The sequence below is a fragment of the Streptomyces akebiae genome (assembly GCF_019599145.1).
Taxonomy (GTDB): Bacteria; Actinomycetota; Actinomycetes; order Streptomycetales; family Streptomycetaceae; genus Streptomyces; species Streptomyces akebiae.
On sequence record NZ_CP080647.1, the window covers coordinates 2,819,061 to 2,832,740 of the forward strand.

Annotated in this window: 7 protein-coding genes; all 7 read right to left on the minus strand. The window is 68.4% G+C overall.

Going from position 1 to position 13,680, the window contains the following annotated elements; genetic code table 11:
* Positions 1 to 98: 98 nt before the first annotated feature.
* Positions 99 to 644 carry a CinA family protein gene (locus tag K1J60_RS12050; RefSeq protein WP_220646232.1) on the minus strand — a complete coding sequence of 182 codons (546 nt, stop codon included), beginning with the start codon at positions 642 to 644 and terminating at the stop codon, positions 99 to 101.
* Positions 641 to 1,387, minus strand: a complete 747-nt coding sequence (gene pgsA, locus K1J60_RS12055; protein WP_220646233.1) for a CDP-diacylglycerol--glycerol-3-phosphate 3-phosphatidyltransferase — start codon at positions 1,385 to 1,387, stop codon at positions 641 to 643. Before pgsA ends, K1J60_RS12050 begins: the two co-directional genes overlap by 4 nt.
* Positions 1,384 to 2,865: a 30S ribosomal protein S12 methylthiotransferase RimO gene (gene rimO, locus K1J60_RS12060; RefSeq protein WP_220646234.1), complete on the minus strand. Its 1,482-nt coding sequence runs from the start codon at positions 2,863 to 2,865 to the stop codon at positions 1,384 to 1,386. Before rimO ends, pgsA begins: the two co-directional genes overlap by 4 nt.
* A gap of 122 nt (positions 2,866 to 2,987) precedes the next feature.
* The gene (locus K1J60_RS12065) at positions 2,988 to 3,854 is read right to left on the minus strand and encodes a helix-turn-helix domain-containing protein (protein WP_220646235.1); all 867 of its coding nucleotides are present in this window, start codon (positions 3,852 to 3,854) and stop codon (positions 2,988 to 2,990) included.
* A gap of 323 nt (positions 3,855 to 4,177) precedes the next feature.
* Complete coding sequence (locus K1J60_RS12070) at positions 4,178 to 6,913, minus strand: DNA translocase FtsK (protein WP_259407689.1); 2,736 nt, start codon at positions 6,911 to 6,913, stop codon at positions 4,178 to 4,180.
* Positions 6,914 to 7,096: 183 nt separating this feature from the next.
* The gene (locus K1J60_RS12075; protein WP_033525098.1) at positions 7,097 to 7,780 is read right to left on the minus strand and encodes a response regulator; all 684 of its coding nucleotides are present in this window, start codon (positions 7,778 to 7,780) and stop codon (positions 7,097 to 7,099) included.
* Positions 7,781 to 8,077: 297 nt separating this feature from the next.
* On the minus strand, positions 8,078 to 13,522 hold the full coding sequence (locus K1J60_RS12080; protein ID WP_259407690.1) for a HAMP domain-containing protein: 5,445 nt from the start codon (positions 13,520 to 13,522) through the stop codon (positions 8,078 to 8,080).
* Positions 13,523 to 13,680: the final 158 nt, after the last annotated feature.

Below are 13,680 nucleotides of genomic sequence, written 5' to 3' on the forward strand. Positions count from 1 at the left end.
TCCTCGGACCGCGTAGCCGCATCCTTCACGCCCCACCGTACCGCCTTGCGCTGCGGCCGTGCGGGGAGCGCTGTTGTGTTCACTCAGGGCTGCAAACATCAAGTCCCCCCGTTCTGTTCCGTATCCTGTGCCCGCTCATTCCCGGTCTGTTCGCCCGCAAGCTCCTCAAGGAGCAGTGCGAGTACGCTCCGTACACTCTCCATACGGATTTCCGTCCGGCCGCCGTTCAACCGCAACGACGACACTTTCCCGCCACCTGATACGCCGGATTCCGCTGTGGACGGTCCGGCGACGGCCACATAGACCGTGCCGACGGGCCGGCCGTCCTGCGGTTCCGGGCCCGCGACACCGGTGGTCGAAATCCCCCAGTCGGCGCCGAGCGCCGTGCGGACGCCCTGGGCCATCTCCACCGCGACCTGCGGATCCACCGCTCCCCGGTGGTCCAGGAGGGTTGCGTCCACGTCCAGCAACCGGTGCTTCAGATCGGTGGCGTACGCGGTGACCGAGCCCCGGAAGGCCTGGGAGGAGCCAGGGGCCGCGGTGAGCGCGGCCGCCACCAGACCGCCTGTCAACGACTCCGCGACAGCGAGCGTCTCGCCCCTCACGGTCAGTAGTCGCAGCACTTCGGCAGCCGTGGAAGTCAACGTTCCGCTCCCTCCTCCGCAGCTTCGCGCTCGGCGGTTCCGCGGCGGCGCAGCACAATGGCCTGTCTCACATAGTCGAATCCGGTGACCACGGTCAGAATGACCGCCGCAGCCATCACCCACCACCTCAGGGTGGCCAGGGGTCCCTCCAGCGCCAGCACGTACATCCCGACGGCGATGCCCTGCGTCAGGGTCTTCAGCTTGCCGCCGCGGCTCGCCGGGATGACTCCGTACCGGATGACGACGAACCGCAGCAGTGTGATGCCCAGTTCCCGGCCGAGGATGACGCCCGTCACCCACCACGGCAGATCGCCGAGGTAGGACAGACAGATCAGGGCGGCCCCCATGATCGCCTTGTCGGCGATGGGGTCGGCGATCTTCCCGAAGTCGGTGACGAGGTCGTACGTCCGGGCCAGATGGCCGTCGAAGACATCGGTGATCATGGCGACGGCGAAGGCGGCCCACGCCCAGGCTCGCCAGACCGGGTCGTATCCGCCGTCCATGAGCATCAGGACGACGAAACCCGGCACGAGAACCAGGCGGACCATGGTCAGAATGTTCGCGATGTTCCAGAGGCTGGCCTGATTCACGGCGGCAGCTCCCAGCTTCCCGCCACGGACGGGCCGCGTCTCCCCGGCAGCGTCGGAGGCGGCGGCGCTCGGGGCGCCTGGAACGCCGGAAGCGTTCGTCGCGCTCTTGGCGCCGGAGGTGCCGCCCGCCGCGGATGCCGGGACTCCCGTCATCTGGCCGCCTCCTCAGTACACGTGGGGGAGGCGAGCGAGCCCGGAAGCACCTCGGCCACCAGGTCGACGCCTTCCGTGCCGACCACCTTCGCCTCGACCATAAGACCGACGCTCAGTTCCTGGCCGTTCGTGAACAGCACCTGACCGTCGGTCTCGGGCGCCTGGTGCGCGGCACGGCCGTACGCACCCTCGTCGCCGTCGACCGACTCGACCAGCACGCGCACGGTCTGTCCGACGCGTTCCTCGGCGCGCTGCGAGACCAGTTCCTCGGCCAGTCGCGAGACCCGCGCGAGCCGCTCGGAGACGACGTCCTCGGACAGCTTGTTCTCGTACGTCGCCGCTTCGGTGCCCTCCTCGTCGGAGTACCCGAAGACACCGATGGCGTCCAGTCTCGCGCCGTTCAGGAACCGTTCCAGCTCCGCGAGATCGTCCTCGGTCTCACCGGGGAAGCCCACGATGAAGTTGGACCGGACGCCGGCCTCGGGGGCCTTGCCGCGGATGGTGTCCAGCAGCTCCAGGAAGCGGTCGGTGTCGCCGAAGCGGCGCATCGAGCGCAGCACCGCGGGGGCGGAGTGCTGGAAGGAGAGGTCGAAGTACGGAACGACCTTGGGCGTGGAGGTGAGCACGTCGATGAGGCCGGGCCGCATCTCGGCGGGCTGGAGGTAGCTGACGCGCACCCGCTCGATGCCGTCGACCTCGGCGAGCTCGGGCAGCAGGGACTCCAGCAGCCTGATGTCGCCCAGGTCCTTGCCGTAGGAGGTGTTGTTCTCGGAGACCAGCATGACCTCCTTGACACCCTGCTCGGCCAGCCAGCGCGTCTCGTTCAGCACGTCCGAGGGACGGCGCGAGATGAAGGAGCCGCGGAATGAGGGAATGGCGCAGAACGAGCAGCGGCGGTCGCAGCCGGAGGCGAGCTTCACGGAGGCGACGGGTGAGCCGTCCAGACGGCGGCGCAGCGGGGAACGCGGCCCCGAAGCCGGAGCGAGACCTTCCGGAAGATCGACGGGGGCGTGCCCCGGAAGCGCGACCTCGGCCGCGGACTCCTGCCGCTGGGCCGGGCTGATCGGCAGCAGCTTGCGCCGGTCGCGCGGGGTGTGCGACGCGTGGATACCGCCGTTGAGGATGGTCTGGAGACGGTCGGAGATGTCGGCGTAGTCGTCGAAGCCGAGCACGCCGTCGGCCTCGGGCAGCGCCTCGGCCAGTTCCTTGCCGTACCGCTCCGCCATGCAGCCCACCGCCACGACGGCCTGGGTTCTGCCGTGGCCCTTGAGGTCGTTGGCCTCCAGGAGGGCGTCGACGGAGTCCTTCTTGGCGGCCTCGACGAAGCCACAGGTGTTGACGACCGCGACGTCCGCTTCCTCGGCGTCCTCGACGAGCTCCCAGCCGTCCGCCTCCAAGCGGCCTGCGAGCTCCTCCGAGTCCACCTCGTTACGGGCGCAGCCAAGAGTGACGAGTGCGACGGTACGGCGTTCAGGCATGGGCTCAAGACTACTTCGTCCCGGTGACAGCCCACGTCGACGGGGTTGGCCGAATCCCGGCCAACCCCGTACCCGCGTTCCCTTTGAATCTTCTGTACGTCCGATCCGGGCGTACAGAAGATTCAGCCGACCTCCGGGTCGCCCTTCGTGTACGTCAGACGTTCGACCTGGCCGGGCTGGAAGTCGTCCTTGATCTTCTTGCCGTTGACATAGAGCTGGACGGCTCCGGCGTCACCGAGGACGAGGTCGATCCTGGAGCTGTCCTGGAAGGTCTTGGACTGGCCCTGCTTGAGCAGGCCGTCCCACAGGAACCTGCCGTTGTGGTCCTTGGCGGAGATCCAGCTGCGGCCGTCGGAGGCGCTGACCTGCACGGTCACCTTGTCACGGGGCGCGGCCGCGATGGCACTGTCGGTGGGGTCGGGCTTCGGGTCGGCGTCGGGCTTGTCGGCCTTGGGCGTCGGCGAGGCGGACTTGCCGGTGGTCGGCGTGGAGCCCTCGGCGATCTGTGTGGTGTCGCCGTCGCCGTCTCCACCGCTGAACGCGGTGAAGCCGACGAAGCCGATCACCGCGACGATCGCGGCGACCATGGCGGCGGTCCAGTTGGGGCCGCGCCGTTCGGGACGGATCCGCTCCGCCTCGAACAGCGGCGCCGCCGGGGTCGGCGCGGGCCGTCCGCCGTGCGCCTCTGCGAACTGTTCGAGGAGCGGGGCGGGGTCGATGCGCACCGCGCGCGCGAGGGTACGGATGTGACCGCGCGCGTAGACGTCGCCACCGCAGGGGGCGAAGTCGTCCTGCTCGATCGCGTGCACGATGGCGATGCGGACCCGGGTGGCGTTGCTGACGTCGTCGACGGTCAGCCCGGCCGCGATGCGTGCCTGCTGAAGGGCACGACCGATCGAGGGGCGTTCCGCCGAGCGTTCGTCACGGTCGTCTTCGAACGGACGCTCGTCTTCGGGGAAGTTGCCGTCAGGGGAGTTGCCGATGGACACGGGGGCGCCTTTCGAGCGTGTAGCCACCTGTGCTGGAAGTTCAGTCTAGGGGGGGTACGAAAGGGTGGGGCAACCGGGCGGTGGGACTTTGTACGCCATCAGAATGGCCGGACATCCTGCTGGTGGTGAGGGTGGGGCACAGGGCTGCCCCCTCGTCCAACTTGACGTACGACGAAGGGAAACGGTTGCTCACCATTTCCTTACGGGTGAGTCACGTTCGAATACCCGGATGCCGTAATCCCATCCGTGTTCCGCCCGTCGGACAACCGGTTTTCTCCTGTCGTGCGCCCCTGTCGCACCCCTCCGCGATACCGCTGCGGCCCTTACGCCTCAGTCTCCCCCCGGATCACGGCCAGCACGCCGTCGAGCTCGTCGGGTTTCACAAGAACGTCACGCGCCTTGGAGCCCTCGCTCGGTCCGACGACTCCGCGGGACTCCATGAGGTCCATCAGCCGCCCGGCCTTGGCGAAGCCGACGCGCAGCTTCCGCTGGAGCATGGAGGTCGAGCCGAACTGCGTGGAGACGACCAGCTCCGCCGCCTGGCACAGCAGGTCGAGGTCGTCGCCGATCTCCTCGTCGATCTCCTTCTTCTGCTTGGTGCCCACGGTGACGTCGTCCCGGAAGACGGGCGCCATCTGGTCCTTGCAGTGCTGGACGACCGCGGCGACCTCGTCCTCGGTCACGAACGCGCCCTGCATGCGGGTCGGTTTGTTCGCCCCCATCGGCAGGAAGAGTCCATCACCCTTGCCGATCAGCTTCTCGGCGCCGGGCTGGTCGAGGATGACGCGCGAGTCGGCGAGCGAGGAGGTGGCGAAGGCGAGCCGTGAGGGGACGTTCGCCTTGATCAGACCGGTGACGACGTCCACGGACGGCCGCTGGGTGGCGAGCACCAGATGGATGCCGGCCGCGCGCGCGAGCTGCGTGATGCGGACGATGGCGTCCTCGACGTCCCTCGGCGCCACCATCATCAGGTCGGCCAGCTCGTCCACGATGACCAGCAGATACGGGTACGGCTGGAGCTCGCGCTCACTGCCCTCGGGCAGCTTCACCTTGCCGTTCCTGATGGCCTCGTTGAAGTCGTCGATGTGCCGGTAGCCGAACGCGGCCAGGTCGTCGTAGCGCAGGTCCATCTCGCGCACGACCCACTGGAGCGCCTCGGCCGCCCGCTTGGGGTTGGTGATGATCGGCGTGATGAGGTGCGGGATGCCCTCATAGGCCGTCAGTTCGACGCGCTTGGGGTCGACGAGGACCATGCGGACGTCCTCGGGGGTCGCGCGGACCATGATCGACGTGATCAGGCAGTTGATGCACGACGATTTACCCGAGCCGGTCGCACCCGCGACGAGCACATGCGGCATCTTCGCCAGATTGGCCATCACATAGCCGCCCTCGACGTCCTTGCCGAGCGCGACCAGCATCGGATGGTCGTCCTCGGCCGCGTCCGCGAGGCGCAGGACGTCGCCGAGGTTGACCATCTCGCGGTCGGTGTTGGGGATCTCGATGCCCACGGCCGACTTGCCGGGGATCGGACTGATGATCCGTACGTCCGGGCTGGCGACGGCGTAGGCGATGTTCTTGGTGAGCGCGGTGATCCGCTCGACCTTGACCGCCGGGCCCAGCTCGACCTCGTAGCGGGTCACCGTCGGCCCGCGGGTGAAGCCGGTGACCGAGGCGTCGACCTTGAACTCGGAGAACACGTTCGACAGGGAAGCCACTATGGCGTCGTTGGCGGCACTGCGCGTCTTGCCCGGACCGCCCCGCTCCAGGAGGTCGAGCGAGGGCAGCGAGTAGGTGATGTCGCCGGAGAGCTGGAGCTGTTCGGCACGCGCCGGCAGTTCGCGGGGCTCGTCCGGTGCCCTCTTGGTCAGGTCCGGTACCAGGGCGTCCTGCCTGGCGCCCTTGGTCGGCTTGGCGGCCGGGGGATCCGCTTGCGTCGGCTTGCTGCGCGCGGCCGGTACGGGAGTGGTCTCCTCCCGGTCTCCCACGGTGACGCCCTGGGTGAGGTCGGCGACCACCGGCGAGGGTGGCATGCCGTGCAGCACCGCCCCGTCGAGCGCGGCGGCGGCCGCCGCCGCGACGTCCACGGCGTCCATCGGCCGACCGGGGTCGGGCTGCCGTACGGCGGAGCGCCTCGGGCGGCGCCGGGTGAGGGCCTCCTGCTCGGCGCCGTCCGGGTCGAACGGCTCGGACGCGGAACCACGCCGGCGCGAGCGCCCGGGTGTGGCGTCGCGCCACTGCTCCTCGTAGCGTGCGTCGTCCTCGCCGTACTCGTCCTCGTCCTCGTCGTCCGCGATGATGCCCAGCTTCTGACCGAGCAGCCGCAGCCGTTGTGGGATCGCGTTGACGGGCGTCGCGGTGACGACGAGCAGTCCGAAGACCGTGAGCAGCAGGAGCATCGCCACGGCGAGGGCCTCGCCCATGGTGTACGTCAGCGGTGTGGCCGTGCCCCAGCCGATGAGTCCTCCGGCGTCCCTTATCGCCTGCATGCCGACGCTGCGGGCGGGTGAGCCACAGGCGATGTGGACCTGGCCGAGGATGCCGATGACGAGCGCGGACAGGCCGATGACGATCCGGCCGTTGGCCTCGGGCTTCTCGGGATGCCGGATGAACCGGACGGCGATGACCGCGAGCAGTATCGGCACCAGCAGGTCGAGCCGGCCGAAGGCACCGGTGACCAGCATCTCGACGAGATCGCCGACCGGACCGCGCAGATTCGACCAGGTACCGGCGGCGACGATCAGGGCGAGCGCGAGCAGCAGCAGCGCGACGCCGTCCTTGCGGTGCGCCGGGTCGAGATTCCTCGCCCCCTGCCCTATGCCGCGGAAGACGGCGCCGACGGCGTGCGCGGCACCGAGCCAGACGGCGCGTACGAGTCGGTACACGCCTCCGGTCGGATTGGGCGCCGGCTTCGGAGGGGCCGTCTTCTTCGCCGTCGCCTTCTTGGCAGGTGCCTTCTTGGCGGCGGCTTTCTTCGCGGGGGCCTTCTTCGCCGGAGCCTTCGTCGGAGCGGCCGCCTTCTTCGCGGGCGGCTTCTTCGCTGCGGACTGACGTGAGGCCATGGATGTGAGGTTACCGGTGGAGGCCACGGCCGACACGTGTGCCTACGGCTTCACCCGTTCGTGTCGCGTGTGTGCCGCCCTGAAGCTGACACGACTGACAGGCCGTCAACGGCACCGGCGTCGGCCACAACGAGACGCGGGCCCGGGCCACTTCCGTGACCGGGCCCGCTCTGCGACATGCGCTCAGTTCTGCGACGGCATCGGCGAGGGTCCGCCCGTGCCCGGCTCCAACGCGTCCAGCGCCCTGCGCAGGCCTGTGAGTTTGCGTTCGAGATGGGCGGCGGTGGCCACCGCCGCCGCGTCCGCGGAGTCGTCGTCGAGCTGTTTGGAGAGCGCCTCCGCCTGCTCCTCCACGGCCGCGAGCCGCGCGGAGAGTTCGGCGAGGATGCCGCCGGAGGGCTCCTTGGAACCGCCGGCCGCGCCCTTGCCACCGCCCTCCAACTGGAGCCTCAGCAGCGCCGCCTGCTCCCTGAGCTGGCAGTTCTTCATGTACAACTCGACGAAGACGGAGACCTTGGCGCGCAGCACCCATGGGTCGAACGGCTTCGAGATGTAGTCGACCGCACCTGCCGCGTACCCACGGAAGGTGTGGTGCGGTCCGTGATTGATGGCGGTGAGGAAAATGATCGGGATGTCCCGGGTCCGTTCACGCCGCTTGATGTGCGCGGCCGTTTCGAATCCGTCCATGCCCGGCATCTGGACGTCCAGCAGAATGACCGCGAAGTCGTCCGTCAGCAGCGCCTTGAGCGCTTCCTCCCCGGACGATGCCCGCACCAGTGTCTGATCGAGCGCGGAGAGGATGGCCTCCAGCGCCAGCAGATTCTCCGGCCGGTCATCGACCAGGAGGATCTTGGCCTTCTGCACCATGGCCCGCCCTCCTCGCCCCGGCTTGGGGCCTCCCCTGTCCGCAGGACTCGACGTGACACCACTCGGCGTCACGCCAGGGGACGACTCCCTCGCGCCACCCGTCCTTGTGCCGGTCATCGTAGCCGCACCCCGCCCGTCGCCACACCCTGTCACCGTGATGTCACTGTGCTCGTAGCAGAAACGCGAGCGGGGACCAGAAGGTTCCCCGAATCCCGCGTTTCTACACGGCCTCGGCCACACTCAGTCAGCAACTCCGTGCGCCTCCCAACGGGTTGTGACCACGGGTCGCCCCTCCTGTCACTCACTCCGCATCCACTGCTCCATGACCGACAGCAGATGATCCGGATCGACCGGCTTCGTCACATAGTCGGAAGCGCCCGAATCGATCGCCTTCTCCCGGTCGCCCTTCATCGCCTTGGCCGTCAGCGCGATGATCGGCAGCCCGGCGAACTGGGGCATCCGGCGAATCGCCGTGGTCGTCGCGTACCCGTCCATCTCGGGCATCATGATGTCCATCAGGACGAGCGTCACGTCGTCGTGCTGCTCCAGGACCTCGATGCCCTCACGCCCGTTCTCGGCGTACAGCACGGACAGGCCGTGCTGCTCCAGGACGCTGGTGAGCGCGAAGACGTTACGGATGTCGTCGTCGACGATGAGCACCTTCTCGCCGTCGAAGCGGGCCGCCGTCCTGCGCGCCTGCGAGGCCGCCTCCTGAACGGCCTGCTGCGCCCAGTGCTCCTGCGCCTGCCCGTTGCCCTGCGCGTGCGAGGCGGACGGGGAACCGGCCGACACGGACCTGCGGCGCCGCCTGAAGAGCGCGGCGGCCCCGTTCTGGGTCTCGCGGTACGACTTCACCTCGGCCGGCGTCTCGGCGCGCTGAGCCAGTTCTTCCTCGGAGGCCAGCAGCTCGCCCGCCTCCAGCGCGGCGGGCGCGTTGTGCGCGTAGCCCTGCGGGGGCAGCTCACTGGGGTGCAGCGGCAGGTACAGAGTGAAGGTGGACCCGCGTCCCGGCTCGCTCTGCGCGTGGATCTCGCCGCCCAGCAGCCGGGCGATCTCCCGCGAGATGGACAACCCCAGACCCGTACCGCCGTACTTGCGGCTCGTGGTGCCGTCCGCCTGCTTGAACGCCTCGAAGATGACCCGCATCTTGCTGGCCGCGATACCGATGCCCGTGTCCGTCACCGAGAACGCGATCATGTCGGCGTCCGCGTCCCGCAGCGAGCCCGCCTCCAGCAGCTGCTCGCGGATGGCCACCGGCACATCCGCGGCCGCCGGCCGGATGACCAGTTCCACGGCCCCGGAGTCGGTGAACTTCACCGCGTTGGACAGCAGGTTCCGCAGCACCTGCAACAGCCGCTGTTCGTCCGTGTGCAGCGTGGCCGGCAGTTCCGGCGAGACCCGTACGGAGAAGTCCAGGCCCTTCTCCGCGGTCAGCGGCCGGAAGGTGGCCTCCACGTAGTCGACGAGCTGGACGAGGGCGATCCGGGTCGGTGAGACGTCCATCTTGCCCGCCTCGACCTTCGACAGGTCCAGGATGTCGTTGATGAGCTGGAGCAGGTCGGAACCCGCCCCGTGGATCGTCTCGGCGAACTCGACCTGCTTGGGCGTCAGGTTCGACTCGGCGTTGTCGGCGAGCAGCTTGGCGAGGATCAGCAGCGAGTTCAGCGGCGTGCGCAGCTCGTGCGACATGTTCGCGAGGAACTCGCTCTTGTAGCGCATGGACACCGCGAGCTGCTCGGCGCGCTCCTCCAGGACCTGCCGCGCCTCCTCGATCTCGGTGTTCTTCACCTCGATGTCGCGGTTCTGCCGGGCCAGCAGCTCGGCCTTCTCCTCCAGTTCGGCGTTGGACGCCTGGAGGGCCTTCTGCCGGTTCTCCAACTCGTCGGACCGCTCACGCAGTTGTTCGGTCAGCTCCTGCGACTGCTTCAGCAGCACCTCGGTCTTGGTGTTGACGGAGATGGTGTTGACGCTCGTCGCGATCATCTCCGCGATCTGGCTCAGGAAGTCCTTCTGGATCTGCGTGAACGGCGTGAACGACGCCAGCTCGATCACCCCGAGCACGGTCCCCTCGAAGAGCACCGGCAACACGATGACCTGCGCCGGGGGCGCCTCGCCGAGCCCGGAGGAGATCTTCAGGTAGCCGCTCGGCGCGTTCTCCACCAGGATCGTGCGCTTCTCCTTGGCCGCCGTCCCGACCAGCGCCTCCCCGGGCCGGAACGACGTCGGCATGGAGCCCATCGAATAGCCGTACGAGCCGAGCATGCGCAGCTCGTACTGGTCGTCGTTGTCCGGGGCCAGGTCCTTGCCGTCGAGGAACGGCAACGCCAGGAAGAACGCGCCGTGCTGCGCGGACACCACCGGCGTCAGCTCGCTCATGATCAGCGAAGCCACGTCGTCGAGGTCCCGGCGCCCCTGCATCAGGGCCGAGATCCGGGCGAGGTTGCCCTTGAGCCAGTCCTGCTCCTGGTTGGCGATCGTGGTGTCACGCAGGTTGGCGATCATCTTGTTGATGTAGTCCTGCAGCTCCTTGATCTCGCCGGACGCGTCGACGTCGATCTTGAGGTTCAGGTCGCCCCGGGTCACCGCGGTGGCCACGCGCGCGATGGCACGGACCTGCCGGGTCAGGTTCCCGGCCATCTCGTTCACCGACTCGGTGAGGTCCCGCCAGGTGCCGTCGACGTCCCGCACCCGCGCGAGACCGCCCAGCTGCCCCTCCGTGCCGACCTCGCGGGCCACCCGGGTGACCTCCTCCGCGAACGACGACAGCTGGTCGACCATCGTGTTGATGGTGGTCTTCAGCTCCAGGATCTCGCCGCGCGCGTCGATGTCGATCTTCTTGGTCAGATCGCCCTTGGCGATGGCGGTCGTCACCATCGCGATGTTGCGGACCTGCCCGGTCAGGTTGGACGCCATCGAGTTCACGGACTCGGTGAGGTCCTTCCACGTCCCCGCCACACCCGGTACGTGCGCCTGGCCGCCCAGGATGCCGTCCGTGCCCACCTCGCGGGCCACCTTGGTGACCTGGTCGGCGAACGAACTCAGCGTCTTCACCATGCTGTTGAAGGTGTCGGCGAGCTGGGCGACCTCACCGGCCGCCTCGATCGTCACCGTACGGGTCAGGTCGCCGTTGGCGACGGCCGCGGCGACCTGGGAGATGTTCCGCACCTGCATGGTCAGGTTCTTGGCCATCAGGTTCACATTGCCGCTGAGGTCCTTCCAGATGCCGGTGACGCCCGGCACATGCGCCTGGCCGCCCAGGATGCCCTCTGTGCCCACCTCACGGGCCACCCGGGTCACTTGCTCGGCGAAGGACGACAGCTGGTCGACCATCGTGTTGACGGTGGTGACAAGTTCGAGGATCTCGCCCTTCGCGTCGACGGTGATCTTCTTCGACAGGTCGCCCTTGGCGACCGCGGTCGTGACCTCGGCGATCTGACGCACCTGGATGGTCAGGTTGTTCGCCATGAAGTTCACCGACTGGGTGAGGTCCTTCCAGGTGCCGGAGACGCCCTGCACCTCGGCCTGACCGCCGAGCTGGCCCTCCGTACCCACCTCACGGGCGACCCTGGTGACCTCCTCCGCGAACGACGACAGCTGGTCCACCATCGTGTTCAGCGTGTTCTTCAGCTCCAGGATCTCGCCGCGCGCGTCCACGGTGATCTTCTGGGACAGGTCGCCCCGGGCCACCGCCGTGGCGACCTGGGCGATGTTCCGCACCTGGCCGGTGAGGTTGCCGGCCATACCGTTCACGGACTCGGTGAGGTCACGCCACACACCGGCCACGCCGGGCACCTGCGCCTGACCGCCGAGGCGGCCCTCCGTACCCACGTCCCGGGCGACCCGGGTCACCTGATCCGCGAAGGACGACAGCTGGTCGACCATCGTGTTGATGGTGTTCTTCAGCTCCAGGATCTCGCCGCGCGCGTCCACGTCGATCTTCTGCGACAGGTCGCCGCGCGCCACGGCCGTCGTCACCTGCGCGATGTTCCGCACCTGCGAGGTGAGGTTGCCGGCCATCGAGTTGACGGAGTCGGTGAGCTCCTTCCACGTGCCGGACACACCGTCGACGCGGGCCTGGCCGCCGAGGCGGCCCTCGGTGCCCACGTCCCGGGCCATCCGCGTCACCTGGTCGGCGAAGCTCGACAGCTGGTCCACCATCGTGTTCACGGTGTTCTTCAGTTCGAGCATCTCGCCCGCGACATCGACGGTGACCTTCTGCGAGAGATCGCCGTTGGCCACGGCCGTCGTCACCGCCGCGATGTTCCTCACCTGTCCGGTGAGATTCCGGAACGCGGTGTTGACGGAGTCCGTCAGGTCCTTCCACGTCCCCGCCGCACCCGGTACCTGCGCCTGACCGCCCAGCCGACCCTCGGCACCCACCTCGTTGGCCACCCGCGTGACCTCGGCGCCGAAGTACGAGAGCTGGTCGACCATCCCGTTGACGGTGTTCTTCATCGCGAGCATCTCGCCCGCGACATCGACGGTGACCTTCTGCGACAGGTCGCCGTTGGCCACGGCCGTCGTCACCGCCGCGATGTCCCGCACCTGGATGGTCAGGTTCCGGAAGACGGTGTTCACGGAATCGGTGAGGTCCTTCCACGTCCCCGCCGCACCCGGTACCTGCGCCTGACCGCCCAGCCGACCCTCGGCACCCACCTCGTTGGCCACCCGCGTGACCTCGTCGGCGAAGATCCGCAGCGTCTCGGTCATCTGGTTGATCGTCTCGGCCAGCTTGGCGACCTCACCGCGCGCCGGGACGGTCACCTTCTGCGACAGATCACCGTTGGCGACCGCGGTGGTGACCTGAGCGATCCCGCGCATCTGAAGGGTGAGGTTGCCGGCCATGGTGTTCACCGAATCGGTGAGTTCCTTCCACACCCCGGCCACGCCCGGCACCTCGGCCTGCCCGCCGAGCTGGCCCTCGGTACCCACCTCTCGGGCGACTCGCGTCACCTCGGAAGAGAACGCGGAGAGCTGGTCGACCATCGTGTTGACGGTCTCCTTCAGCTCCAGCATCTCGCCGGCCACATGAACCGTGACCTTCCGGGACAGGTCACCCTTCGCGACCGCCGTCGTCACCAGCGCGATGTCCCTCACCTGCGCGGTGAGCCGGTACGCCATCGTGTTGACGGACTCCGTCAGGTCCTTCCACGAACCGGACATGCCGCGCACCTTGGCCTGCCCGCCCAGCTTGCCCTCGGTGCCCACCTCGCTGGCCACCCGGGTGACCTCGTCGGTGAACGTGGACAGCTGGTCGACCAGGTTGTTGACCGTACGCCCGACCTTCAGGAACTCCCCGCGCAGCGGATGCCCGGTCCCGTCCGGCGCCTGCGTCCGCAACTCCATGCGCGGCGACAGATCACCGTCCGCCACGGCCGACAACACCCGGCTGACCTCGGAGACCGGCCGTACGAGGTCGTCGACCAGCGCGTTCGACGCGTCGATCGCCGTCGCCCAGGACCCCTCGGCGGCACCCGTCTCCAGCCGCTCCGTGAGCTTGCCCTCCCGCCCGACGACACGCCGCACCCTCGACAGCTCACCGGTCAGATGCAGGTTCCGGTCCGCCACCTCGTTGAAGACCGCGGCGATCTCGGCCATGACCCCGTCACCCGAGACGGTCAGCCGCTTGCGGAAGTTGCCGTCCCGCATCGACTCCAGAGCCGTGAGCAGCCGACTCAGGGCAGCCGTGTCCACGGTCGTCGTGCCATTGCGCGGTTTGCGCGACTTGCGCTGGTCACTCATGGACTGTCCGCCTTTCGCGCGCGTCTTAGTGCCCCGCGTCGCTGCGCCAGACTCCACTGTGTCCCTCCCGCAAGGGTCGACCGTTCCTGCTAGACGTACTTCCTAGACGTACTTCGCCGTATTCGAGCGCTTCGTACTGCTCACACTGCTCGTACCAC

Excerpts from the sequence above, each read along its gene's own strand:
- K1J60_RS12075 (WP_033525098.1), bottom strand. The coding sequence starts at position 7,780 with ATGGTGCAGAAGGCCAAGATCCTCCTGGTCGATGACCGGCCGGAGAAT.
- pgsA (WP_220646233.1), bottom strand. The coding sequence starts at position 1,387 with ATGACGGGAGTCCCGGCATCCGCGGCGGGCGGCACCTCCGGCGCCAAG.
- K1J60_RS12070 (WP_259407689.1), bottom strand. The coding sequence starts at position 6,913 with ATGGCCTCACGTCAGTCCGCAGCGAAGAAGCCGCCCGCGAAGAAGGCG.
- K1J60_RS12080 (WP_259407690.1), bottom strand. The coding sequence starts at position 13,522 with ATGAGTGACCAGCGCAAGTCGCGCAAACCGCGCAATGGCACGACGACC.
- rimO (WP_220646234.1), bottom strand. The coding sequence starts at position 2,865 with ATGCCTGAACGCCGTACCGTCGCACTCGTCACTCTTGGCTGCGCCCGT.